We start from the raw sequence: 24996 nt of genomic DNA on the forward strand, positions 1-24996 counted from the left end.
AAAAAATATATGAAGGAAGGGGGCTTCCCCTTCCTTATATAAATTGACGAAAGTTTTTTCCATCTCTATACTGATAAGAGTTAATGAAATGAAACAAGGTGATAAATATGGATTTTGAAATAAATTATCTTTCCTTTTATGTTGTACAAGTAGAAGGAAAAGGTGAAGCTGTTGATAAACGCTACAAACATTTTCAAACATTAGACGCTGAAGAGTATGAAGATAGCTCCTTAAAAGAATTTTTGAATGGAGAATTATTAAAAATTTCAAAGCGAAAAGTAGAACGTCATGCGAAAACAGAACAAGCTCCGACAAAGATCGGTCGCTTTATTGTAGAAGAAGGGCACGAACTTGATTCAAACCCTCATTACAACTTATTTAATCGCATCCGCTTTGCAGAAACGAAGGAAAACTTCAAAGATATGAGCGAACCTCTCGTTTATACATATCTTGACACAAGTGCTGTGCGCGGTGGTGTATTTTTAATTGCGCAAGCAAAACTACGCAAATACTTTGATGATCCATTCGTCTTCGTTATGAAATGTGACTTCGAGCCAAAAGTCGCTTCTATTTCCGATGAATCCACACTAATTCGTAACGTTGAAATGGCCATCACAACAAAAAATATGAAATCTATCCAATATCCGTACATGCCCGAAGAAGGTATGGTCGAAGTGGGCGAGCTAAAAATTCACCAAGCATCACACGCCCGTTACTTTGAAGACTTCTTAAAATTCGTCGAATACGAACGCTCTATGCCTGAAATTATGAAAACACAAGTAATGGACATGGTATACGACCAAATTGAAGATGTATTTGAAGAAGGTACGGAAGAGCGCGAACAATTCGACCAAGCGATGGAAGTATGGGCTGCCAGTCCGAAACGCGAAATTATGGAACAATTTTCAACCGAAGAAGTAATGGAAGCTACCGCTCAAATCGTCGAGCACGCGCCTGAAGTGGAATTAAAGCTAAAAGCAGACCATATCTCTGTAAAGTCCCTGCTTGCTGATTTCGGGGATCAAATACATATCGCAAAGGTAAATGACCGATACGTATTAATGATTGAGGCTGATACACTTACATTTGAGAAAGGCTTCTCTCCAATTGAGTTTCTGAAGCCAGATGAATTGCAAGACGTAATTGAGCGGATTGAGAATAAGCAGCAGTATTCTTATGATCCGAACGGGATTGAATAAATTCTTCTATATACCTATTTTTACTGAGCGCTATTAACAAACGATCTTTTATTTAGGACATATTTGAAAGTTATGTAAAAAACCGATTCTACTAAGAATCGGTTTTTCTGCTTTATAATAAAATATGCTTATTTTTGATCCAAGAGGACATTTGTTACAGAATCAAGTAGATTACTTCCTTATTACACAAGCGTATTGCCAATAGAAGGACTTACTTCAATATTTCTAGTTGAACAAGTCCGTCTATACATTTTTTATGTTTTCTTTTTAGTCACTATGTATGTTGTTCAAGTGAAAATTTCACTTCACTACCTCAAATTTATTGTAATCGTAGAAAGATAATTGAAAACGATATTCTGGATGCTCTCTCACCCAATCGTAGGCTTCTTCTAAAATTTCCATTTTATTTTGCAAGTCATTCAATTCACTACATTCGTTCCTTTTCTGTTTGCATAGCGGACAGAATCCATTCACTATTTCAACACTCGTCGCCCTAATCGTTTTATTTTCTAAGTCAACTACTAAACGAAGAATAAAAGAATGCTCTTCTTTTGTAGTCACCGTCATTTCAGCAATCCCATCCTCATTCCAAAAGACTCCGTTTAATTCCATCTGTACGTTGACGTCTTTAATATCTAAGTCTATCACTATCACACCTCCCTTGTATAAAACTCATCTTTTACTCTTCTATTTTAATCTTTAACACACCACGACTTAAAGAGATATTAAGCTTTTTCCAATTCTTCTTCTTTGCTATGAAAGGAAGTGTAATTACCGCTAATAGCGTGGTAAATATTATCCCAAAAACTAAAACTGTTACAATGTTAAAGATTGCTTCCATTCAACTTTACCCTCTTTCATTTCTATGGGCTCTAATTTTATGAATATATTAAAAAATTTCTTACCACACCATAAATTTCAAAGTAGCACAACAAATCAATTCCTATTTATATGAATACTTTATTCATCCATCAATACAATGACAGTAAATTTATGTAGCTACAAATAGAGAAGAATGTCATTTAACCTCTGCATTCTTCTCCATCTCAGCCAAATACCTAATCCGCCTTTCCGCTTTTCTAACCGCCGTACGAAAATGTTTTTTCAGAAGTTCTATTGTAGGTTCACTTATATAATATCTTTCCGTTATACTTTCCCACGTGTCACTACTTTCAAATGTACTCCAAGCGAACGGACGCTCAGTATTTTTTCTCATTTCTTTAAATACCCATTTTCGCATCTTTTTTTTCGCTTTTTCTGTTAGTTTTCCGTTCTCTACAAGTTCAAGTTCACCATGCCTTTTATACCTTTTAGTAATATCTCTCTCACTATATGCTTTAAGAAGTATGTTCGCTGTATTCTCAGCATCCGCTAAAGCACGGTGCTGCTTTCCTTCCCATGTTAAACCGAGTTGTTCTACTGCAGATTGTAAACTCGGTGTATGCTCAAATAATTCTTCATACGCTTGGAAAACAAACTTTTGCAAATCAATTCTTCTTTCTTTTTCCATACACGGGCAATCTACACCATGTAACGTACAATCATGAACTAGAAACCGATAATCTTCTTTTCCCCATGTAACAAATATAGAATCTTCTCCGATAAACTGAATAAATCTCTCTATAATTTGCGGAAATTTCTCTACATTCATTAAATCTTTCTTTGTAATTCCCGTTAATTTTGTCGTATGACGAGTAAGCCTAGCACCCGGTTTTACTAATTCCGAAAATTCTCCAATTACCTTCATTGTACTCGCTTCTATTTTTACAGCCCCTATATCAACTATCTCTGACGGGTCGTCTGATTTATACGGCCTAAAATTTCTCTCTATATCAAACACAATAAAATGTGTAGTGTTTTTCAATTTTTTTACCTCTTTCTAAGTTCCTTTTCACACACATACTTTATTTTCAGTATTTATTTATTCATACACTTTATGCATGCAATACCTTGTCTAAAAAAACAAATTCAATCTCATTACTATATGTACATAGGGGGTTATTCAGTAAAAACGCAAAAAAAAAGAAGGGCAAGCCCTTCTTTTTTCCACAATTACTTCTTGTTAACGTTAGTAGCTTGAGGTCCACGGTTACCTTGTTCTACTTCGAAAGTAACTTCTTGACCTTCTTCTAAAGTTTTGAAGCCTTCGCCTTGGATAGCTGAGAAATGTACGAATACGTCTTCTCCGCCTTCAACTTCGATGAATCCGAAACCTTTTTCTGAGTTAAACCATTTTACTTTACCGTTTTGCATGAAAAAAATCCTCCTACAATGTACCTATATGTACATATTCATTTTCAACCACTTTACAAAAATAAGTCAGACATTAAAAAAACTGCAACTCTGAGGAGATTTAACATTGCTATCCTCCTCGGAAGTTACAGCTCATTTAAATCTCTATATTATTAAAAGTAAAATGGTTTAAATATAATATATCATATCAATATAATAAAAGCAAAGTTTTTTTTACTATACAACTTTTTTCTTCCATTGCATTGCTTTTGATTCACCTGATCCAGCTACAACATAGCCTTCTTTTTCGTTCACGATGCGCCAACCATGCCCTTTAACTGAGTCACATACTGTAACAATTCCTTCTTCTAGAAGTACACGACAAACTGTACTAATCCCCGCCTTATTTTGCGTTGACGTTGTATATAGCACATGTTGATCTACACTTAAGTCTAAATAGCTACTTGCTTTTTGCTCACTTTGACATGTGTGCCAATATGTTTTTTCACTCTCTATACTTTCATCTATTTTACAAAAAGAAATATTACCGCTAATCCCCTTGCACGACCCACTGGCTGCTACTAAATAAGAATTGTGTAAAGTCAACGCTGAAATCATCTGATTCATTACGATTTTAATCCTCTTTAATTTACGTGTCTCCAAATTAAAGAGCCAAACACCACCATATTTAGTATGTATTTTCGTACCAATAAATAAGTAATGTTTATATAAAAACAACGATCGAATAGATGGTGCCCCGCCACCATACTCAAGAAATGGATGAATGGTTTCCCATGTCGAACCAAAATCATTCGAATGATACAACGTTTTATCTCCATGAGCAATGACAGTTCCTTCTATATTACTACACACATTCCAACTCGTTGCCTTTGTTGGAAAACGTTGAACCGTCCAATTCTCCCCACCATTCATACTACGAATAAAAATTCCTTCGTCACCTACACCATACACTACATTATCTTCGCTATGTAAATCCCTAATTCGTTTTTGAAAACCATGTAAAATTTGTTTCCATTCTCCGTCTTGTTCAATAAATAAACCATTATATGTAGTAGCTAACATAAGCTTTCCATCTCTTAACTTTGTAATAGCGGTCGCACTTAACATTGTCTCCACGTTGACACTCCCATTCTTAGAACTTCTCAGCAAATGCAATTGCAAAATTACTGCATTTTTCAACATCCTCTTCATCTTCTGGAGCTAGTTCGATTTTCAACCCTTCTTGTACAAGCTCTGCACCGCGCTCTACAAGTCTTTCTTCAAATATCGTTACCGCTTCACAAAATAGTTCATACGCCGTATCACCTGATCCGAATACCGCTGCTTTCTTCCCTGATAAATCTATATTTTCTAAGTCATCATGGAAATCTTCCGCTTCAAATGGCAATTCCCCATCTCCCCACGTATAAGACCCTAAAATGATTCCATCATAAGCTAATAACTCTTCAGCATCCATGCCTTCCATTTCTTGCAATACTACTTCATGATCAAAGGCATCTAAACTAACTTTAATTAAATCAGCAATACTCTCTGTATTTCCTGACATACTCGCATAAGCTATTAAAATTTTCGCCACTTCGGCATCCCCCTCTTACAATAAATGATTCTCATTATATTAATAATGAGAATCAATTTCAATTATATTTTTATTTATTCCATATAAAAAAGCACAGATGACTATACAATCATCTGTGCTTTTTATTACTTTTTAAAAATACCAAACGGCTTTCCAACTGGTAAAACAACTTTTCCAAAGTGTGTGTTTAACACTGCTGCTGCTGAACCATAGAAAGATAATAATGAAATAAGAAGTTCAGAATATGCTGCTAAATTATGCATTGCATGCGGCATAACACCTAAAGTACTTAATGAAAGACCAATAAATAAGAAATCAATAAGAACGAAAATCATAAATAATACTTTATGTGTTTCCATTGCACCAATTGTCATAAAGATTGTGAAAATCAAATATCCGATAAAGGCTACACCAAGCTGTTTTGAATCTGCAGCTTGTACTAATTTTTCGCCGAATACTCCAAGTTGAATTAACCAAGTCATTCCAACGCCTAGCCAAAATAGACCGTACGCACCGAATGCTGTTGTACCGAATGTATTGTTATGCTTTGCATCATGAATGCACGCAAAGATTTGTGCAAATCCTCCTAAAAAGATTGCCCATGGTAATACGAGTGAAACGCCATCTGTTAAGCCTAACTTTTGAGATGATGCTACAAGTGTTACCATCGCTAATCCAAATAGACCGATTCCAGATGGATCTGCTGTTGTCATTTTCACATGATGTGTAGTTGTTTGATTGCTCATATAAACCTCCTGATTATAAACATACTCGAATACAATACTTAAATCAGAAGGCTATGTCAATGGTTTTTTTTGTATGTTGTCAGACTTTACTTTTTATAATGATTGAATATACTTCCGACCACTTCATACGGTTTTATATTCACTTTTTCCAACTCATATATCGGCAACCATAACGGAATATAAATCCCTCTATCTTTCATTTCGAATTCTTCAGCTTTACCACTTCCAAAAACTCCACCTATAATATCGGCATTAAAATAATACTCCGTACTCTTATACTCCACCTTTGCAATTAAATGCTCCACTTTTATATGTACCCCTAATTCTTCAAAAATTTCTCGCCTTGTTGCTTCTTCAGGTGTTTCTCCTTCTTCGATTCCTCCGCCTGGAAAAACATAGTACGTTTCATCTTCTCGAATACGTTTTATAAGAGCTATTTTTCCTTCCTGCACAATGATAGCCGCGCCGCGATTTCTTATCATTTTATTACCTTAATACCGATCGCAACTGTTCCCCACTTTTTTTCTTGTTCTTTCGTATATATTTTGTATGTACTTTCTAACATTTCCTCTAAACTATCATTTTCACAATCCAATAATTTTTTATCAATTTGTTCGTACATTGCTTGAAAGTTTTCGTATCGTTTTATCTCCGTTACTTTTACAGCCATCGTTGCTGCTGTCGTAAGGTTCGTAAATATAATATGATCGCCTTGTTTTATGAGTTGACGTTTTTTATCGTATAAGCGCACTTCATACACTTTTTTTCCTAATTTAATTGACTGAAAAGGTTTATTATATAATCCCATTTCATATCTCATACATTCCACTCCCACTTATTCATTTTACCTATTAACACTGGTCACCTTACTACACCTTGCATATAATATTCCACGCTTATTTCTTGATTGAGAAAGAAGGTTGAGGAATCATGTTATATTTAAATCAAAAACCTGAATATAGTAAGTATGATATCGGTGATTATACTTATAGTAAAGTAGGTCCAACTATTTTTTCTTGGAATGATGAAACGAAATTAAAAATAGGTAAGTTTTGTTCATTAGGAGAAGACGTTGTTTTCATACTTGGCGGAGAACATCGCGCGGACTGGATAACGACTTATCCATTTAACGCTCTTTTCAGCGAAGGAGCCCATATTACTGGTCACCCCTCTTCAAAAGGTGATATCGTAGTCGGCAATGATGTATGGATTGGTTATCAATCCTGCATTTTATCTGGTGTTACAATTGGTAACGGTGCCATTATTGGTGCCAAAAGTGTTGTTACAAAAGACGTCCCTCCATATGCAATTGTGGCTGGTAATCCAGCAAAATTTATTCGATATCGTTTCCCGCAAGAAATAATTGACAAACTAGAGAATCTTGCATGGTGGGATTGGGACATTTCTGTTATAAAAAGAGCGATTCCATTACTACTCTCCGACAAAATCGATGAATTTTTCACCTCGCCCGAAAAAGAATCTACATGATTCATACAGAAAGAGCATCCTTCTCTTACAGGATGCTCTTTCTGCATTTATTTTTTCTTTATTTGCAAGTGATCACACGGAGAACATTGAAAAGGAATTTTCCCTAAACAATTAAGATTCGTTTCGCAAATTTGTTCTATCGTTGGAACGAACGGAATGACGACCATATTACTTTCTACTATTTGTGTAACAGGTGGCAATACTGTACCTACTTGATGTTCGAAACGAATACTCGCTTGATTAATATAATTTCCTGAACCACTTGGTGCGCTCTGCACTACTACTTGGAACGAAACCGTTCGCGCTTGACCAGGATTTAAACTTCCTATAAGAAATCCTGATACTGGGTTTACATTTGGCACTGACGTATTATCAACCGTTACAGTTCCAAGGACAAATTGAACACTACTATCTAACATATCTTGAAAACGAATGTTTTGTATTGCTGTATCCCCCGTATTTGTAATAACTGTTGTAAACGTAATAACATCTCCAATCGTTGCTGCCTGTAAATCTGCTGTTTTTACGACTGTCGTTGAGACATTTTGAGAAATAAACGGGATAACAACTGTATTGCTATCACCTTCAACTAATACTGGCGGCTCATTCGGGTTTACAATTGCAAACCCATTTGCTATAGCAGTATTTGTAACTAAATTATTTATTTGTCCTCCTGTTATTACAACTTGGAAATTAATAATTGCCGCATCATTTGGCTGAAAATCACCTAACGGGATACCAGTATTCGGATTGGCAAATGGGAGAGGTACATCATTTACCGTTACCGTGCCATTTATAAATAACGTATTCGGATCAATGATATCTGTTAAAATAATATTCGTCACAGGAACTGTACTTTCATTTATAACGGCGATTCCGTAAGTGATAACATCTCCTACCATCGCTACTTCAAAGTTTGCTCCTTTTGCAACAAATAAGATTGCAGTATTTACCGTTACTATAACTGTATTGCTCGTGTCCATCACTGTAACTGGCGGCTCTCCTGGTACTAAAATATATTCTGCCAACGCCCCTGCAACGTTCACTACTGTACCACCATCTGGAAAACTTGTAATCGTAGCTTTATATGTTACAAGTGCGGTCTCACCAACTGGAATATCAGGTATCGTAAATCCGAGCTGCGGATTTAACCCCGGCTGTGAAACTCCATTTATCGTTACACTATTTGCGACAAAATCGGCTTCTGGAGATAGCACATCTATAAATTGAACATTCATTGCATCAGCAGTACCAGTATTTAATATACGAACCGTATACGTTACCGTTTCTCCTACTCCAACAACTGAATGATCTACTTCTTTTAGCATATCTAAGCTGCCTCTATTTACTGGCGTAACCGTCGTATTACTTGAATTCGTAATTGTAAACGGAGGTTCTCCTGGAATCAATTCGAAATCACCCGTTACTCTCGCTGTATTCATAATGCTACTAGAAGGTGGAACCGCGATTACATTTACTTCAAATGTAATTAATACGCTATCTCCTACTGCAAGATTCGGTAATGAAAAGCCTACAAATGGATCTAAGCCTACTTGCGGAATTCCATTTATTTGTACACTTCCAGGAATGAATTCTAAACTAGGTGATGGGACGTCAACAAACTGAACATTCGTCGCTGTTACCGTTCCCGTATTTGTAACTTGCACACTATACGTTAACGTATCTCCTACTCGCGTTGCTTGTTTATTTACTGTTTTTATTACATTGAAGCGCCCTCTATTCACCCTCGTTATTGTCGTATTACTTGACTGATTTACTATAACTGGTGGCTCTCCTGGCACTAAAGTAAAGCTTCCTGTTATATTTGCAACGTTCGTAATTGTTCCTGATGACGGTATGCTTGTAACTGTCGCTTGAAACGTCACGATAACTGTTTCACCAACTGAGATATCTCCAACTCCAAATCCAGTAATCGGATTTAAGTTTGGTTGCGGGGCTCCATTTATCGTTACACTATTTGCTACAAATGACGCACCTGTTGAAATGGTATCAATAAACTGAACATTGTTAGCTGTTACTGTTCCTGTATTCGTTATTTGTACTGTATACGTCAATATATCTCCCACTAGAGTAGCGGCTCTATTTACTTGTTTAATAACATTAAAGCGTCCTCTATTTACAGTTGTGAGTGTTGTATTACTTGGCTGATTTACTATAACTGGTGGTTCTCCTGGTACTAAAATAAAGCTTCCAGTAACATTTGCCGTATTGGCAATTGTTCCGTTTGACGGAACGCTAACAACTGTTACTTGGAATGTGACTTCTACACTTTCACCTGGATTTATATCTGGAAGCGTGAACCCATTATTCGGATTGAACCCAGGTTGTAACACACCGTTTATCGTTACACTGTTCGGTACGAATGTTATAGAGGAAGGTAATACATCACTATATTGAACATTCGTTGCTATCACGGTTCCCGTATTTTGAACTACTGTTGTATATGTGATTGTATCGCCTACCGCAACAACCGGCTGACTTACTGATTTTAATACATTTAAACCAGGCTCATTGATTTCTGTTAATGTCGTGTTACTTGTCGTTATCTCAGTAATAGGCGGCTCTGTCTCACTTACAGCAAATGTAGCCGTAACGTCCACAAAGTTAACAACTGTTCCACCTTGAGGTATGCTCGTTACCATCTCTCGGTATGTGACAAGTACAGAATCACCTACAGGTATATCTGGAACTGTAAAGCCTATGAATGGATCTAGTCCAGGTTCTGGTATTCCATTTATACTCACACTTCCTGGAACAAATGCTACACCACTCGTACTAGAATCAAGAAATTGAACATTCGTTGCCGGTACTGTTCCAAAGTTAGAAATTAGTACATCATAGGTTAATATTTCTCCAACCGTCGCTGCCTCTTTATCTACTATTTTCACTGGAGAAATTGAAGCTATATTAATTGTCGTAACGACTAAATTCGTTAATATCGTTTGCGTAATCGGTGGCTCCTGCGGATTTGGTTGTGAAGTAAACGTAACGTCAGCATCATTTAATATGACTTCATTATCTGGAATTTCCGTAATGGTCACTTGGAACGTTACAGAAATACTCGCACCAGTATTTAATAACGGAGTAACTGTAAAGCCTATTTCTGGATTTAATCCAGGTTGCTGTATTCCACCTATCGTTACACTGTTGTCAACAAACGTCGTCCCTTCTGGAATGACATCCTGGAAGAGTACGTCTGTAACAGGGATAATTCCTACATTCGTTATTAACACTGTATACGTTAATACATCTCCAACAGCTCCAGCGGCAACATTTACTGTTTTTGTTGCTGTCACTTCGCCAGGAGGAGGTAATGGTATTGTAACTACCGTTGTATTACTTGAATTCGTTGTTGTTACAGGTGGTTGTAAAGGATTTAATAAGAAAGTGGCTGTAGCAGATGCTGTATTTAATACTGCTCCGCGTGTAGACGGTGCAACTACCGTAACTTGGAACGTTACTGTCAATGATGTTCCAGCTGCAATATTAGGAAGCAGGAAACCTACATTTGGGTCAAATCCAGGTTGTGGCGTTCCATTTATCGTCACACTATTTGGTACAAATGTTGTTTCTAGAGCAATTGGATCAATGAAAGAGACATTCGTTGCTGTTACTGTGCCGTTATTTCGAATGACAACAGAATACGTGTAAGTTTCTCCAAGTGCTGCTTGTTGTACAGATGAAGATTTTTGTATATTTAACTGTGCTGTATTTACTTGTGTCACTACAAAATTACTAGTTGTAGTAGTTGTTATAGGAGGACCTGCTGGATTAATAAGGAAACTTGCGGTAACGTTTGATTGGTTTCTTATATTTCCACCACTCGGAACACTTGTCACTGTCACTTGGAAGGTAATTGTAGCAGTTTGCCCCACCGGAATATTGGTAACAGGAAAACCCGCTATAGGATTCGCACCTTGCTGAACGACTCCATTGATCGTTACACTATTCGCTACAAATGTAGCTCCAGATGGGATTGGATCTTGAAAAATAATATTCGTTGCAGGAACAGTTCCTGTATTTTGAATAAGAATCGTATACGTTAACGTATCTCCTACTCCCGCTTGTGTTGTATTTACACTCTTCATTACATTAAGCGATCCCACATTCACTCGCGTCACAACAATATTACTAATCGTTACAATTGTAATTGGTGGCTGGAGAGGACTGACTTGGAAATCCGCAGTTACATTCGCATTATTCGGAAGAACTCTATTTGGTGGTTCACTTGTGATTGTCACTTGAAAAGTAACTGTTACTGTCCCTCCTACTGGAATATTAGCAAGCGGAAATCCAGAGGTCGGATCTAAACCCGATTGCGGGGCTCCGTTTATTGTTACACTATTCGCTACAAAAGTGGTTCCAACTGGAATCGGATCAAGGAATGATACGTTTGTCGCTGCTACTGTTCCACTATTTTGTATAAGAACTGTATACGTTAACGTATCTCCTACACCAGCTTCAGTAGCACTTACACTTTTCATTACATTTAATCCTGAAGAATTCACGACCGTCATAACAGTATTACTTGGTACTGTTACAGTAATTGGTGGCTCTGTTGGATTCAGAAGGAAATCTCCAGTGACATTCGCATTATTTACAACATTATTTCCTTGGGGAATTTCATCAATTAATACTTCAAACGTAACAATTACATTCGCGCCAGTAGGCAAATCATTTAACGGGAATCCAAGTTCTGGATCTGCACCTTCTTGTAAAATACCATTAACAAATACACTGTTTTCAATAAATAATGTTCCTTGTGGAATTGAATCTTGGAAAAACACATTTGTAGCTGGTACACTACCTGCATTTATGATTTCGATTGTATATACTAAAATATCGCCTACGGTTGCCACATCCGTATTCACTGCTTTCACAACTTCAAAATTCCCTGATTGTACAGTTGTATTCACTAGGTTACTCGGAATAGTAATCGTAACTGGTGGTTCACTCGGATTCACTTGAAAACTTGCTGTGACATTCGCGCGGTTTAAAATATCTTCATCTCCTGGATCCTGTACAATTACTACTTCAAATGTGACTACAACCGTTTGAGCCGCAGGAATATTTGGAAGAGAAAATCCTGTATTCGGATTCAATCCACTTTGTGGTACTCCATTAATTGTTACAGAATTTGCAACGAAAGAAACAGCGGAAGAAATAGTGTCTTGGAATAACACATTTGTTAGGGGAACGTTTCCTGTATTTTGAACGGCAATCGTATATGTTAAAGTATCTCCTACTGCTGCTTGCGTTGTATTCACTTCTTTTATTACATTTAAACCGCCTGTATTAATTTGTGTTACCACTGTATTCGTCATTCTATTAATTGTAACTGGTGGCTGATTCGGATTAACAACAAAATTAGCAGATACACTCCCCCGATTCGCAATCGTACCTCCCGATGGTGTAGATGTAACTCGAACTTGAAATGTAACAGTCCTACTTCCGCCAGCAGATATATTAGCTACTGTAAACCCAGTCGCTGGATTTGCCCCAGGTTGTGAAACCCCGTCCACAGTCACACTATTTGCGATAAAAGTCGTTCCAACTGGAATCGGATCTTGAAAAATAACATTTGTCGCAAGTACATTTCCGATATTCTCAATAGTAATAGTGTACGTAAGAACGTCATTCACTGTCGCAAAAGCTCTATCTACTGTTTTTCTCGTTCTTATATCAGCTATATTAATAGTAGTCACTACAGTATTACTTGTCGCTTGCCCTGAAACTGGTTGTTGACCAGGCACTGGGGTAAAGGTAAAGGTTGCACTCGCACGGTTCGGAATTGGATTGACAAGAGGATTAGATGTTACTCGAACTTGAAAGCGCACTACAGTCGTTTGTGAAGCATTAATACTTCCTAGATTAATACTACTTGCTGGATTCGCTCCTGGACGCGCTACTCCATTCACCGTAACACTATTTGGAACAAATGTTGTTCCAGCCGGGATGCTATCAACAAAAATCACATTGTTTGCAGCAACATTCCCATTATTTGTGACATTAACTGTGTACGTTAATACATCATTAAGTGTCGCAGTCTGTAGATCTACAGATTTTTGCATACTTATAGTTGCTTGGTTCACTGTCGTTTGTACTGTATTTGAAGAAGATGTACTTGTAATAGGAGAACTACCGACAAAAGGACGGAATTGATATGACACCATCGCCCGATTTGGAATAGGGTTTGGGTTCGGAAACGATGTTATTCGTACTTGAAATGTAACAACTCTTTGCGTGTTATTTGGGATTGTTCCTAAATTAATTCCAGTAGCAGGGTTTGCATTCGGCTGTGTTACTCCCCCTACTGTTACACTACCTGCAACAAACGTCGTTCCGTTCGGAATGCTATCACGTAATACAACGTTTTCTGCACTTCCTGTTCCTGTATTTGGGACCGTAATCGTATAAGTGAGAGTATCCCCTACCCCTGCGACTGTTCTATTGACCGATTTAACAGGATTAATAATTGGACCTGTTGCATCAATTTGAACACCAAAACCAGCTGCAGCGTATCCATCTCCATTTGTAACAAATCGAACAGTTGCTGACGTTTGATTGTTTACTAAAGATGCAGAGGCATCTACATTCGTAATATCCCACCCTTGTCTTCGGACAGCCAAAGCTACCCCTAACGGCTGATTTAAATCTCCGAATGTACCGCTCGTATCTAAATTTCCGCTGTCATTACAAATTTGAGACTGGAAGAAATTATTTGCAGGGTTTCTCGGCCCGAATAATGCAACTGTAGCATTTGGGTTTGGTCCAAAGCGAAGTTGATCTCCAGAAATATTGGAATCTCCCTCTTGAGCGGTTACAAGTACCCTTCCTGTTACAGCTCCTGTAGCTGGCGTAGCAAATCCTGAAATAGTAGCATCAACTGGTGGTGATGAAGCATCAATAATTTCTTGACCTGCATATACTGACAAATTTCGAAGTGGTAAACTTGCATTTTGATACACAACCTCAAGCGTCCATCCCGCTGAACGGCTAATTGTTGGGTCAGCTGAAGTTCTTGCAGCTGGCACAGCACCCGTTGTATACGTGCCTGCCCCACCTGCACTAACAAGATTCGTTACATTGGCAGAGCGAGCATAATAAAACTGGTTTCCTACTGAACCTTGCTGCGCGGTAGCAGGATCTGGCGTAACAGAAAACGTCCCTGCTGGCGTTGTAAATGTAATGTTATCATTTAAAAATGGTAAAACATCTTCCGTATCAGTCCGGAAAGTACCAGCCCAAACTAATTCTGCATATAACACACTGCTTCCCGCTGGAAGATTTAAAATTGCACTAGAAGAATTCAATCGCCAGTCATCCGTTGTACCTGCTGGGAATCCTGGTACTTGCAGCGCTGTATTTACTGTCGTAAACACAGCAAGTGTACCAAAAATATTGCCTGGCGCAGGCGATGTAGGGCTAAGCCCTAACGTATTCCCCGTAAAAGTGACGGCACCAGGTACTGTTGTCGTAAAACGATTTATAAAAGGCACGCAATCATCTCATTTCAATTATAGTAAAAAGTGCTCTATACTATAAAATGTAGACAAACTATACAATGTACGTTGTCCAACAAAATTCCGCACATATGAGAGGAGTTTATAAAACTATGCGCTACGTTATCATAACAGGAACTTCACAAGGTTTAGGTGAGGCTATTGCCACACAATTGTTAGAAAAAAATACAACTGTCATCTCTATTTCTAGAAGAGAAAATAAAGAGCTTACGAAACTCGCAGAACAATATAATAGCAATTGTGTTTTCCACTCCTTAGATCTTCAAGATGTACATAATTTAGAAACGAACTTTAACAAAATCATTTCATCTATTCAAGAAGACAGTGTATCTTCTATTCATTTAATTAATAATGCGGGTACGGTTGCCCCTATGAAACCAATTGAAAAAGCAGAAAGTGAACAATTCATTACGAACGTTCACATTAATTTACTTGCGCCAATGATCCTCACCTCCACTTTCATGAAACATACGAAAGAATGGAAAGTAGATAAACGTGTGATAAACATTTCATCTGGTGCAGGAAAAAATCCTTACTTTGGCTGGGGGGCTTATTGTACAACAAAAGCTGGCGTAAATATGTTTACACAGTGCGTAGCAACCGAAGAAGCAGAAAAAAAATATCCAGTAAAAATCGTCGCTTTTGCACCTGGTGTTGTTGATACAAATATGCAAGCACAAATTCGCGAAACAAATAAAGAAGACTTCACAAACTTAGACCGCTTCATTACATTAAAAGAAGAAGGAAAGCTATTATCACCCGAATATGTTGCGAAAGCTATTCGGAATTTATTAGAAACCGAAGACTTCCCTCAAGGCGAGGTTATTAGAATTGACGAATAACAAAAAGGCGTGCTATTTTAGCACGCCTTTTTGTTCTACTTCTCTAAAAATATGAGTACAGACTCCGCAATTTGCTCATAACCGATTTCTTGATAAATTTTATTCGATGTCGGATTCGCTAGATCAGTATATAACGTAGTCGTCTTGTACCCTTCATCTAACATACGTTGACTAAGTGCCGCTACACAATTAGATGCGTATCCCTTTTTCCTTGCTTCTTTAGGTGTATATACGAAATTAACTGTTATATTATTTTTAGTTGGACGTGTTTTTGCTGCTACAGAAACAAGTTTCCCGTCTACTTCTAGACCAAATAAACGATGATTAGTAATTAATGTATGTGCCGTTTGTTTTGCTTCTTCTTTCGTAGTAGGAAGATTCACATCTTCACAAAATTGATATATCCACTCTTCTATTAATGTTAGTTCATCACTACTTACTTCTCGAAAAAACCCATCCTCGCTCGGTTTCTTCTTCACTTCTTTCAACTCATATACCCCTTGCTCCATTACCACATTCGTTTTCTTATTTTCTAACACCGCAATCTCTTCTGCTAAGTGCTGTACAACTTTCTTATCACCAATTAACCCAGGAATATCCGGATATATTTTCGTTAACTCTTTTGCAAGCTCCTTGATAGCTACTCCCGAAATTTCAGAAGTTGCAACAATGATTTGTTTCTTCTCTTCTGTTTGAAGAAATACAACCGCAATTTCTTCTCCTTGTTTCGCTATCCCCATAAATATCGGTTGGTGGACCATTTGTAATACGCCTAATATGAGATTATTTTCCTGCTCATTCTTTTCTAGAAATGGTGTAACCTCTTCTTTAAAATTAACAATCTCTTCATATACATGCAATTGAATCATCGACAATCTCTTCTCTCTATTTATAGTTTTATTAAGGTATTGGCGATTAATTCACTAAATTCCTCTTTTACGATTCAATAATATTCGAAGCTAACGTATTCAAATTATTTTCAGCTTGTAAAATTCTCTGTTTTTCCTTTTCAAATACCTCTTCTTCTTGTCGAAATGACTCTTTTCGATTGTTAATCATGCGCTCCATTTCTTTTTTACTTGGCCCACCGTATACATTTCTTTTTTGTATAAAAGCTTCTGGCGATATAATTTCTTTCCACTCTTTTTCTAATAAAGTTATATTAAATTTTTCTTGTAAGTACATATTCACATCTTTCAAATGTAATTCATGAAGCTCCTTTTTCTGCTCCAATAACATATTTGCAATAGCACTCGCTGCATGATGCGCATGCCGAAATGGAATGTCATAGTTTTTTGTTAAAGCATCTGCGAAATCAGTTATCGTAATTGCATGTTTATAGGAACGATTTTTCAACGTTTCTTCCTCTACTTTCATCGTTCGAATAACTGCATTCATAATAGAAAAAACACGAATAGTCTTTCCAATCCCTTTATATAAATACGGCTGCAAGTCATCCTCTGTATCCACAATATCACCAAATGGTGTATTATGAATCATTTGAAATACTGTAAATGCTTCTCCTAAAGCACTACTCGTAATTGCACGGGCGTGTTCAATAGAAACTGGATTTCGCTTTTGCGGCATAATACTACTAATTTGCACATATGGCTTCGCCACAGTAATACCATCATATTCTTTCGTCGCTAATAGTAAGAAGTCATGGATCCATCTGCTCGTATTCGTCATCATTACCATAAGTAAAGAGCTAACTTCTAATAAATAATCCGCTCCAGCAACAGCATCATATGAGTTCTCAATTACATTTGTAAACCCAAGTAAATCGGCAACTCGCTCTCGTTTAATTTGGAAACTTGTTGTAGAAAGCGCAGCGGCTCCCATTGGCGACTGATTTAAAAGTTTGTACGTTTTTTTCATGCGTTCTAAATCTCTCTGCATCGTATCATAAATCGCTAACGTATAATGACCAAATGTCGTTGGCTGTGCTGGTTGTGTATGTGTATAAGCTGGCATAATCGTTTCCTTATGATCAGAAGCAAGTTGCAGCATACTTTCCTGCAATAACAAATGATGTTCCATTAATCGTAATACATACCGTCTTAAACTCATGCGATACATCGTTACACCCATATCATTTCTACTTCTACCAATATGCATATTACTTACAAAATCGCTTTTTGCTTCTTGAGAAATTAAATGTTCCACTAAAAAAAAGAGATCTTCATGCTGCTCTGTATAGAGCAATTGCTCTTCTGGCATTCCCTCTACCTTTTTTAATGCGTGTAATATAACTTTACCTTCTTCCTTTTTCATTAAATTTTCTTCCATCAGCATTGTAATATGCGCTTTATGCACTTGAAACATATCTTTCAATAAGTAATTTCGTTGAAAATTAAATACATGTTGTAATACACAATCCACATATGTTTTCCCAGGGAAATCAGCGCCTTCACTCTTTATAAACTCTTCTTTATTTTGTTTCATCACCTTTTCCCCTTTCACCTAAGTATTACTACCCATCATACCCAGAGATAGCAAAAAAGTGCTTGTATATAAAAATAAACTCGGCGCCTCTGCACCGAGTTTACTTAATAAAAGTCGCATCATACTTATCACTTTGCAACACTTGGAAATGTAAGTTTGCTAAATGTTTCCGTATTTCTGCACTGTCGTCCTCATTTAAATTATTTGCTAAGAACACTATTTCTGTACAGTTCCCGCGTTTATCCATTGCATAAACTGCCTTTGTAACTGTCCATGGCGTATAACCATTTTTTTGGCCTGCATGTCTAAATGTTTTACGATATTTCTTAGCGCTCATATCTGTTTCAACGATATTCGCCCATACTTTTTCTTCAGCTTCTGTTAGGCCACCTTTATGATTTGCCTTTTGAAGCAGTACCATATAATCGTTTGCAGAAGCAGCTGGCAATCGATCTGACCAAATTTTATCGTAACGTTCCTCTAAATAAAGAGGAATTTCCTTCTGTAATAATGGCCCCTTCTTTTTTAAGCGTTCATGAATAATCATTGCATATTCACGATATTGCTCTTGAGACATTTCTTTTAACTTTTTCTCTATTTTATATTTCGGAACATGTAATTCTTTATGCAAATATCCTGGAATGTATAAAGATGAAACGATTGGAAATAGCGGCTGATGTGCTGGAAGCGATAAACTTTGTAAATTCCGATTAATATTATCTAATCCTAACACTTCCATTAAATATTCAGCATTCGCATTCGAACTAAACTTAACCATTCCTTTTGCCACTTCTTCTAAAGAAACCGCTCCTTCAGTTATCTTGCCTGTCTTCTCCAAATATCTTTGCCATCTATCTTGTGCACCACCATCTGTATTCGGTACATAATAACGATTCACGTCATTAATGGAAACAAAACTAGACGAATCAATTTTCCCTTCCGTAACTTGTTTCGTATATTCAAGCGCCACAATTAATTTCATTGTACTAGCAACTGGCAACACAACGTTAGGATTGACAGAATAAACAACTTTATCATTTCTCTTTACTAGAAGCGCACTATTTTTTTCATCTTTATGTTCTTCAATAAAGGATGCAATATACTGTGCATCATCATTATTTGAACTCCACACTTTTTTCACTAAAAAGTTACCCGATATTAGCAAAACGAAAATACCCACAATCACTGCGCATACTATAGTTTTTTTCAAATAAAATTCCTCTCCTATTGTGTAACTCTTCTCTATCTATCTCTTACAAACAAAATAATGGAGATGATTATTTTAGTAATCATCTCCATTATTTTAACTTGTATTCTCCCATTATGTCTACGTCATAATTTTAACGAAATCTTCGAGGAATTTTTTATAATGTAACGACCAACCAATTCGCACCCAATTCTTTAATGCTTTTGAGTCAGGTTGAGGCCGGAAATCAGCAATACTCTCTCCTTTTGCAATTCCAACTGTATCTACATCGACTCGGCGATATACATAATCCAAAAGGGACGGATTTGCCGCAACCATCATTGTAACGACGTCATGTACTGGACTACCTGTTATTTTCGGGTTTAACTTTTTATATGCTTTATAATAATACGTAAATATCGGCTCGATCAACTTATTGAAACTCGTTTTAGAGTGTTTTGTAATATATTTTACCATTTCCGGCGTAATAATAGCTTCAGATGTAACGTTAAGTGGCACTAATGTCACATTCTTAGCATTTTGCATAACTAATTGTGACGCAATGGGATCACCATGAAAATTTGCCTCTGCGACTGGTGTCACATTTCCAGGCATTAAAAAAGCACCGCCCATTATATAATATTCTTTCACAAACTTCATCATCGGCTTTTCTAAAATAAACGCTGTCGCAAGTGTCGTTGACCTGCCAGCATCAACTATAATTAATTCTCCTTTATATTTTTCAAGAATATCAAAAAACACACAAAAAGGCTTTATATTTGGAGAAAGATTTTTCGGAGGACGAATTGGTCCTAAACCTTCTGCCCCGTGAATTTCCGGATAGTATGTTGTAATATCTCCTGATAAAGGAATCTTCGCACCATTAATAACCGGTATATCTTCCCTTCCTGCTAACTGTAATAAATATGCTGCATTACTCGTCGCCTTTTCTTGCGTTACATTTCCATATCCCGTTACTACGCCGACAATATCAATATCAGGATGCAACAATCCATACATAATTGCTAAAGAGTCATCAATTCCCGGGTCTCCTAAAAATAATACTTTTTTCATCGACCTCAACTCCATCCCCCTCAATTGTTATTAATTTATGAATAGTCATTGATATACAGAATAAAAAAGAACAAATTCATACGAAAAAACGCAGTCCTATAAGGACTACGTTTTTCATATAACCTATGCTGTTTTTTTCACAGCACTCATACTTCCAATGATGTAAGCGATAAACGCTAAGCAAATCGGGAAGACAACCGTATGTATACCGAACGGATTTGGGTAGAAAAGATGGATACACATATATGACCCTACTCCAACTACAATAGACGCAAGCGCTCCTGTTGCATTTCCTTTTCTCCAATATAACCCTAATACGATCGGCCAAATGAATGCTGCTTCTAATCCACCGAAAGAAAATAAATTTAACCATATTAAAAAATCTGGTGGTTTAATTGCTGCTGCATAAACGAGCAGCCCTACGATAGCAGTAATCCATAAACTTCCTTTTCTAATCGTACTATCTGTCGCATCTTTATTTATGTAATTCACGTATATATCTTTAATGATTGATGAACTTACAAGTAGCAATAACGAGTTTACTGTAGACATAATGGCTGCCATTGGTGCAGCTAAGAAAACCCCAGCTAGCCACGGTGGCAACACTTCCATCGCGAGTAGCGGCATTACTTTATCTGGTACTGTTATACCTGGAAGTACGACTCGTGCGAACACACCCGTTAAATGCATACCAATCATAATGGTACCCACAACAATCGTCCCAATTATTAACGCTTGATGCATCGCTTTTGAATTTTTATAAGACATGGCACGCACACTAATTTGCGGTAAACCAACAACGCCAATTCCAATTAAAATCCAAAATGATGTCACATATGATTTCGTTAAGCTTCCATCCGCTCCGAATGGTGTAATTAAATTCGGATTGATTTGAACAAGTTCCTGCATAATCTTTTCAATTCCACCACCGGCAACGACAGTAGCGATTAAAATGATTGTCGTCCCAACTAACATAATGATACCTAATAACGTATCTGATAAAGCAACTGCACGAAATCCACCAATTAATACGTACACAAGTACAGAAAAAGTAAATAAAAATAGTGCTGTTGTATAAGAAAGACCCGTTAGCGACTCAATTAATCGGCCACCGCCGACCCACTGAGCTACTGTTGCTGAAAATAAAAAGATAATAATACATAACGCAGAAAGTATGACAACTGCTTTATTATTGTATCTTCCCTTTAAATAATCGATAAGAGTAATAGCTTCCATCTTCCTAGCAATAATGGCAAACTTTTTACCGATAACTGTTAAAACGATATACCCTGTTACAACTTGAATCGCAGATAACAATACCCATCCAAGCCCCATATTGTATGCTATACCAGGGCCACCAATAAAGCTACTAGCACTACCGTACGTAGCAATCATTGTCATTGCTAATAATAAACCACCGAGCTCACGCCCACCTAAAAAATATTCTTGCAAAAACTTATTATGGGCAGTCGCTTGTACACGTCTTGAAGCATATACACCAATTAAAAATACAACGATAAACGAAATTATCATTGGAATGATTACATACCAATTCATCTATTATTCCTCACTTTTTTCTTCCTCATCGAGTGAAATATCTTGAAATACAAAACGAACAACTAAACTAAGTAAAATAACCATAACGATAAAACCAACGATACAGCTATAAAAAAACCATGCTGGAAAACCAAATACATATGTATATTCACTTGGATTTTTACTACCAAGCCCATAAGCAAATCCGTACCATATTATAAAATTGATAATAGCAAGTCCAAGACCAATTAACGCTTCTCTATGGGCGATTCGAAAGCGTGGATCATCATGATAATTCTTCATTTTTCTCCCTCCTCTCACGATGTATTATTGTACCATTGTTCTTCTAGTTTTTCCTACTAGAAAGCAAAAACAAGCAGGATTTTTTATAATCATATAGAAGACTTTCTTACATTACATATTTTTTACAATTGTAACACAAATGAAATTTGAATTTTCAGTATTTGTTAATTATGATTTTAATTAGAGGCTTTCCATCTAGTTTCCACATCCTTGATTTCGGAATAAACGCCGTCTCGTACTGCGTTTACATTATATTTTCAAGGGGGTTATACAATGAGTCAACTAGCTGTAAATCTTCATGAAAAGGTAGAAAAGTTTCTTCAAGGTACAAAAAAGTTATATGTGAATGGATCCTTTATTGAAAGCGCTTCCGGTAAAACATTTAACACACCTAACCCAGCAACTGGCGAAACACTTGCCGTCGTTTCTGAAGCTGGTCGCGAAGATATTCATAAAGCTGTCGTTGCAGCTCGCATGGCTTTTGACGAAGGTCCTTGGTCTCGCATGAGCACTGCTGAGCGAAGCCGGCTTATGTACAAGTTAGCTGATTTAATGGAAGAACATAAAGAAGAGCTTGCACAGCTTGAAACGCTAGATAACGGAAAGCCAATCCGTGAAACAATGGCAGCAGACATACCACTCGCAATTGAACATATGCGCTATTATGCCGGCTGGGCGACGAAAATCGTTGGTCAAACAATCCCTGTTTCCGGTGATTACTTTAACTATACACGCCATGAAGCTGTTGGTGTCGTTGGTCAAATTATCCCTTGGAACTTCCCGCTTCTTATGGCAATGTGGAAAATGGGAGCAGCGCTTGCTACAGGATGTACAATCGTTTTAAAACCTGCAGAACAAACTCCACTATCTGCCTTATACTTAGCTGAATTAATTGAAGAAGCTGGATTCCCGAAAGGTGTTATTAATATCGTTCCTGGATTCGGTGAATCAGCTGGACAAGCTCTTGTTAATCATCCACTCGTTGATAAAATTGCATTTACTGGTTCTACTCCAGTCGGTAAGCAAATTATGCGCCAAGCATCTGAAACATTAAAGCGCGTTACACTTGAGTTAGGCGGTAAATCACCAAATATCATCTTGCCAGATGCTGATTTATCTCGCGCGATTCCTGGTGCACTTTCTGGTGTTATGTTTAACCAAGGACAAGTATGCTCTGCTGGATCACGTTTATTTGTTCCGAAGAAAATGTATGATAATGTCATGGCTGACCTTGTCCTTTACTCTAAAAAATTAAATCAAGGTGCTGGCTTAAGTCCAGAAACTACAATCGGCCCTCTCGTTTCCGAAGAACAACAAAAACGTGTAATGGGCTACATCGAAAAAGGGATTGAAGAAGGCGCTGAAGTACTTTGTGGAGGAAGTAATCCATTCGATCGAGGCTACTTCGTTTCTCCTACAGTATTCGCTGACGTAAATGATGAAATGACGATTGCAAAAGAAGAAATTTTCGGTCCGGTTATTTCTGCAATACCGTTTAACGATATTGATGAAGTAATTGAACGTGCAAATAAATCACAATTTGGCTTAGCGGCTGGTGTGTGGACAGAAAATGTTAAAACAGCACACTACGTTGCAAGTAAAGTACGTGCTGGTACAGTATGGGTAAACTGTTATAACGTCTTTGATGCAGCATCTCCATTTGGAGGATTTAAACAATCCGGTCTTGGTCGTGAAATGGGATCTTACGCATTAAATAACTATACAGAAGTGAAGAGCGTTTGGCTTAACTTAAATTAATGAGAAAGAACCTGACCTATCCGGTCAGGTTCTTTTATTATGTATGTCTTTAAACTTGCAGTCCTCCGCTCACATTCAATACTTCTCCTGTAATATAGGATGCGTATTCTGATGCTAAAAAGGCTGCTGCGTTCGCAATATCTTCTGGCGTTCCAATTCTACCAACTGGAATCGCGCCGACCATCTTTTCTTTCACTTTATCTGGTATCGTTTTTGTCATATCTGTATCCATAAATCCTGGACAAATCGCATTACACGTAATACCAAAATTCCCAACTTCTTTCGCTGCCGTTTTCGTTAAACCTACAACGCCTGCCTTCGTAGCTGCATAGTTTGCTTGACCTATGTTTCCTTCTCTACTAATTGAAGATATATTAATAATACGTCCATACCCTTGTTGTCTCATGTAAAGGAGAGCTGGTTGCATACAATAAAAAACACCAGTTAAGTTCACTTGTAATACTTGTTCCCAAGCAGACTTCTCCATTTTATGTAACATTGCATCTCTTGTAATTCCAGCATTGTTCACCAAAATATGTAATGTACCAAATTTTTGAACCGCATATTCAATTAACGACTTCGCTTCATTTTGATTACTCACATCACATCGATATGAGCACACTTCATATCCTTCGTCCGATAACTCACGTGTCGTTTTTTGTAGCTTCTCTTCATTTACGTCGCTAATTAATACTTTCGCCCCTAGCTTTGCATACACCCGTGCAATCTCTTTTCCAATTCCCTGTGCAGCTCCTGTTACAACAGCTGTTTTCCCATTTAAAAACTCCATTCCTATCCCCCATTTCTATTACTTATACTGTATATTTCGGCTTTTTACTTTCCAATTCCTCTTTGTATAAAAAAGTCTATTTGTGTCAAACTAACTTTGCAACGCCGCATAAAGTGAAACTTTAATCAGTGGGGGTTTTCTCCATCCCCCACTGATTATTAGCCCTCACCAATCGGACTTTTATGGGCAGTTGATCCCCTACCTAACTTCTTTACTTTCGCTGAATTTTGAGGTGGGGGTCTTACTGCCCATTAAA

Annotated in this window: 21 protein-coding genes; 4 read left to right on the top strand and 17 right to left on the bottom strand. The window is 37.2% G+C overall.

The window, feature by feature from the left end:
- Positions 1 to 107: 107 nt before the first annotated feature.
- Positions 108 to 1199, top strand: a complete 1092-nt coding sequence (locus tag RTP99_RS06555; RefSeq protein WP_046647775.1) for a DUF3900 domain-containing protein — start codon at positions 108 to 110, stop codon at positions 1197 to 1199.
- 300 nt (positions 1200 to 1499) lie between these two features.
- On the opposite strand, the gene RTP99_RS06560 is transcribed toward RTP99_RS06555, so the two are convergent.
- From RTP99_RS06560 to RTP99_RS06600, 9 genes are all read right to left on the bottom strand, one after another.
- Complete coding sequence (locus RTP99_RS06560; protein ID WP_000566102.1) at positions 1500 to 1847, bottom strand: hypothetical protein; 348 nt, start codon at positions 1845 to 1847, stop codon at positions 1500 to 1502.
- Between the two features lie 31 nt (positions 1848 to 1878).
- Positions 1879 to 2040 carry a hypothetical protein gene (locus RTP99_RS06565; RefSeq protein WP_000387290.1) on the bottom strand — a complete coding sequence of 54 codons (162 nt, stop codon included), beginning with the start codon at positions 2038 to 2040 and terminating at the stop codon, positions 1879 to 1881.
- A gap of 177 nt (positions 2041 to 2217) precedes the next feature.
- On the bottom strand, positions 2218 to 3063 hold the full coding sequence (locus tag RTP99_RS06570) for an exonuclease (RefSeq protein WP_000799574.1): 846 nt from the start codon (positions 3061 to 3063) through the stop codon (positions 2218 to 2220).
- Between the two features lie 188 nt (positions 3064 to 3251).
- A complete protein-coding gene (gene cspB / locus RTP99_RS06575; protein ID WP_001179150.1) occupies positions 3252 to 3452 on the bottom strand; it encodes a cold shock-like protein CspB in 201 nt (66 codons plus the stop codon).
- Positions 3453 to 3668: 216 nt separating this feature from the next.
- Positions 3669 to 4568: a WD40/YVTN/BNR-like repeat-containing protein gene (locus RTP99_RS06580; RefSeq protein WP_000449506.1), complete on the bottom strand. Its 900-nt coding sequence runs from the start codon at positions 4566 to 4568 to the stop codon at positions 3669 to 3671.
- 16 nt (positions 4569 to 4584) lie between these two features.
- Positions 4585 to 5028 carry a flavodoxin gene (locus RTP99_RS06585; protein WP_001062754.1) on the bottom strand — a complete coding sequence of 148 codons (444 nt, stop codon included), beginning with the start codon at positions 5026 to 5028 and terminating at the stop codon, positions 4585 to 4587.
- Positions 5029 to 5153: 125 nt separating this feature from the next.
- Entirely contained in the window at positions 5154 to 5774 is a 621-nt protein-coding gene (locus RTP99_RS06590; protein ID WP_000070946.1) for an acetate uptake transporter, read from the bottom strand.
- Between the two features lie 86 nt (positions 5775 to 5860).
- Positions 5861 to 6256: an NUDIX hydrolase gene (locus tag RTP99_RS06595; RefSeq protein ID WP_000620820.1), complete on the bottom strand. Its 396-nt coding sequence runs from the start codon at positions 6254 to 6256 to the stop codon at positions 5861 to 5863.
- The gene (locus RTP99_RS06600; RefSeq protein ID WP_001268342.1) at positions 6253 to 6594 is read right to left on the bottom strand and encodes an ASCH domain-containing protein; all 342 of its coding nucleotides are present in this window, start codon (positions 6592 to 6594) and stop codon (positions 6253 to 6255) included. Before RTP99_RS06600 ends, RTP99_RS06595 begins: the two co-directional genes overlap by 4 nt.
- Before the next feature lie 110 nt (positions 6595 to 6704).
- Between RTP99_RS06600 and RTP99_RS06605 the strand changes: the two genes are divergently transcribed.
- Entirely contained in the window at positions 6705 to 7262 is a 558-nt protein-coding gene (locus tag RTP99_RS06605) for a CatB-related O-acetyltransferase (protein WP_000966315.1), read from the top strand.
- Between the two features lie 47 nt (positions 7263 to 7309).
- Here the strand turns inward: RTP99_RS06605 and RTP99_RS06610 are convergent, their stop codons facing one another.
- Positions 7310 to 14782, bottom strand: coding sequence for a DUF7507 domain-containing protein (locus RTP99_RS06610; protein ID WP_001115899.1), 7473 nt, complete (start codon positions 14780 to 14782; stop codon positions 7310 to 7312).
- 116 nt (positions 14783 to 14898) lie between these two features.
- On the opposite strand from RTP99_RS06610, the gene RTP99_RS06615 reads away from it, so the two are divergent.
- The gene (locus RTP99_RS06615) at positions 14899 to 15648 is read left to right on the top strand and encodes a (S)-benzoin forming benzil reductase (RefSeq protein ID WP_001271063.1); all 750 of its coding nucleotides are present in this window, start codon (positions 14899 to 14901) and stop codon (positions 15646 to 15648) included.
- A 35-nt stretch (positions 15649 to 15683) separates the two neighbouring features.
- On the opposite strand, the gene RTP99_RS06620 is transcribed toward RTP99_RS06615, so the two are convergent.
- The 6 genes from RTP99_RS06620 to RTP99_RS06645 form a co-directional block, all read right to left on the bottom strand.
- Entirely contained in the window at positions 15684 to 16517 is an 834-nt protein-coding gene (locus RTP99_RS06620; protein WP_000615396.1) for a GNAT family N-acetyltransferase, read from the bottom strand.
- Positions 16518 to 16584: 67 nt separating this feature from the next.
- The gene (gene argH / locus RTP99_RS06625) at positions 16585 to 18093 is read right to left on the bottom strand and encodes an argininosuccinate lyase (protein WP_046647784.1); all 1509 of its coding nucleotides are present in this window, start codon (positions 18091 to 18093) and stop codon (positions 16585 to 16587) included.
- Positions 18094 to 18193: 100 nt separating this feature from the next.
- Positions 18194 to 19303 carry a serine hydrolase gene (locus RTP99_RS06630; RefSeq protein WP_000751370.1) on the bottom strand — a complete coding sequence of 370 codons (1110 nt, stop codon included), beginning with the start codon at positions 19301 to 19303 and terminating at the stop codon, positions 18194 to 18196.
- A gap of 117 nt (positions 19304 to 19420) precedes the next feature.
- Positions 19421 to 20362 carry a nucleoside hydrolase gene (locus RTP99_RS06635; RefSeq protein WP_306470986.1) on the bottom strand — a complete coding sequence of 314 codons (942 nt, stop codon included), beginning with the start codon at positions 20360 to 20362 and terminating at the stop codon, positions 19421 to 19423.
- A 114-nt stretch (positions 20363 to 20476) separates the two neighbouring features.
- Entirely contained in the window at positions 20477 to 21910 is a 1434-nt protein-coding gene (panF, locus tag RTP99_RS06640; RefSeq protein ID WP_001104831.1) for a sodium/pantothenate symporter, read from the bottom strand.
- A gap of 3 nt (positions 21911 to 21913) precedes the next feature.
- A complete protein-coding gene (locus RTP99_RS06645) occupies positions 21914 to 22192 on the bottom strand; it encodes a YhdT family protein (RefSeq protein WP_000800722.1) in 279 nt (92 codons plus the stop codon).
- A gap of 273 nt (positions 22193 to 22465) precedes the next feature.
- Here RTP99_RS06645 and dhaS point away from each other — a divergent pair, with 273 nt between their 5' ends.
- Entirely contained in the window at positions 22466 to 23950 is a 1485-nt protein-coding gene (gene dhaS, locus RTP99_RS06650; RefSeq protein WP_000080292.1) for an aldehyde dehydrogenase DhaS, read from the top strand.
- A 49-nt stretch (positions 23951 to 23999) separates the two neighbouring features.
- On the opposite strand, the gene fabG is transcribed toward dhaS, so the two are convergent.
- On the bottom strand, positions 24000 to 24740 hold the full coding sequence (fabG, locus tag RTP99_RS06655; protein ID WP_000395028.1) for a 3-oxoacyl-ACP reductase FabG: 741 nt from the start codon (positions 24738 to 24740) through the stop codon (positions 24000 to 24002).
- Between the last annotated feature and the right edge of the window lie 256 nt (positions 24741 to 24996).

This window comes from Bacillus sp. (in: firmicutes), from assembly GCF_031983925.1.
Classification (GTDB): domain Bacteria; phylum Bacillota; class Bacilli; order Bacillales; family Bacillaceae_G; genus Bacillus_A; species Bacillus_A pacificus.

Coding starts and splice junctions, on each gene's coding strand:
- RTP99_RS06555 (WP_046647775.1), top strand. CDS start 108: ATGGATTTTGAAATAAATTATCTTTCCTTTTATGTTGTACAAGTAGAA.
- RTP99_RS06565 (WP_000387290.1), bottom strand. CDS start 2,040: ATGGAAGCAATCTTTAACATTGTAACAGTTTTAGTTTTTGGGATAATA.
- cspB (WP_001179150.1), bottom strand. CDS start 3,452: ATGCAAAACGGTAAAGTAAAATGGTTTAACTCAGAAAAAGGTTTCGGA.
- RTP99_RS06590 (WP_000070946.1), bottom strand. CDS start 5,774: ATGAGCAATCAAACAACTACACATCATGTGAAAATGACAACAGCAGAT.
- RTP99_RS06595 (WP_000620820.1), bottom strand. CDS start 6,256: ATGATAAGAAATCGCGGCGCGGCTATCATTGTGCAGGAAGGAAAAATA.
- RTP99_RS06600 (WP_001268342.1), bottom strand. CDS start 6,594: ATGAGATATGAAATGGGATTATATAATAAACCTTTTCAGTCAATTAAA.
- RTP99_RS06605 (WP_000966315.1), top strand. CDS start 6,705: ATGTTATATTTAAATCAAAAACCTGAATATAGTAAGTATGATATCGGT.
- RTP99_RS06615 (WP_001271063.1), top strand. CDS start 14,899: ATGCGCTACGTTATCATAACAGGAACTTCACAAGGTTTAGGTGAGGCT.
- RTP99_RS06620 (WP_000615396.1), bottom strand. CDS start 16,517: ATGATTCAATTGCATGTATATGAAGAGATTGTTAATTTTAAAGAAGAG.
- argH (WP_046647784.1), bottom strand. CDS start 18,093: ATGAAACAAAATAAAGAAGAGTTTATAAAGAGTGAAGGCGCTGATTTC.
- panF (WP_001104831.1), bottom strand. CDS start 21,910: ATGAATTGGTATGTAATCATTCCAATGATAATTTCGTTTATCGTTGTA.
- RTP99_RS06645 (WP_000800722.1), bottom strand. CDS start 22,192: ATGAAGAATTATCATGATGATCCACGCTTTCGAATCGCCCATAGAGAA.
- dhaS (WP_000080292.1), top strand. CDS start 22,466: ATGAGTCAACTAGCTGTAAATCTTCATGAAAAGGTAGAAAAGTTTCTT.
- fabG (WP_000395028.1), bottom strand. CDS start 24,740: ATGGAGTTTTTAAATGGGAAAACAGCTGTTGTAACAGGAGCTGCACAG.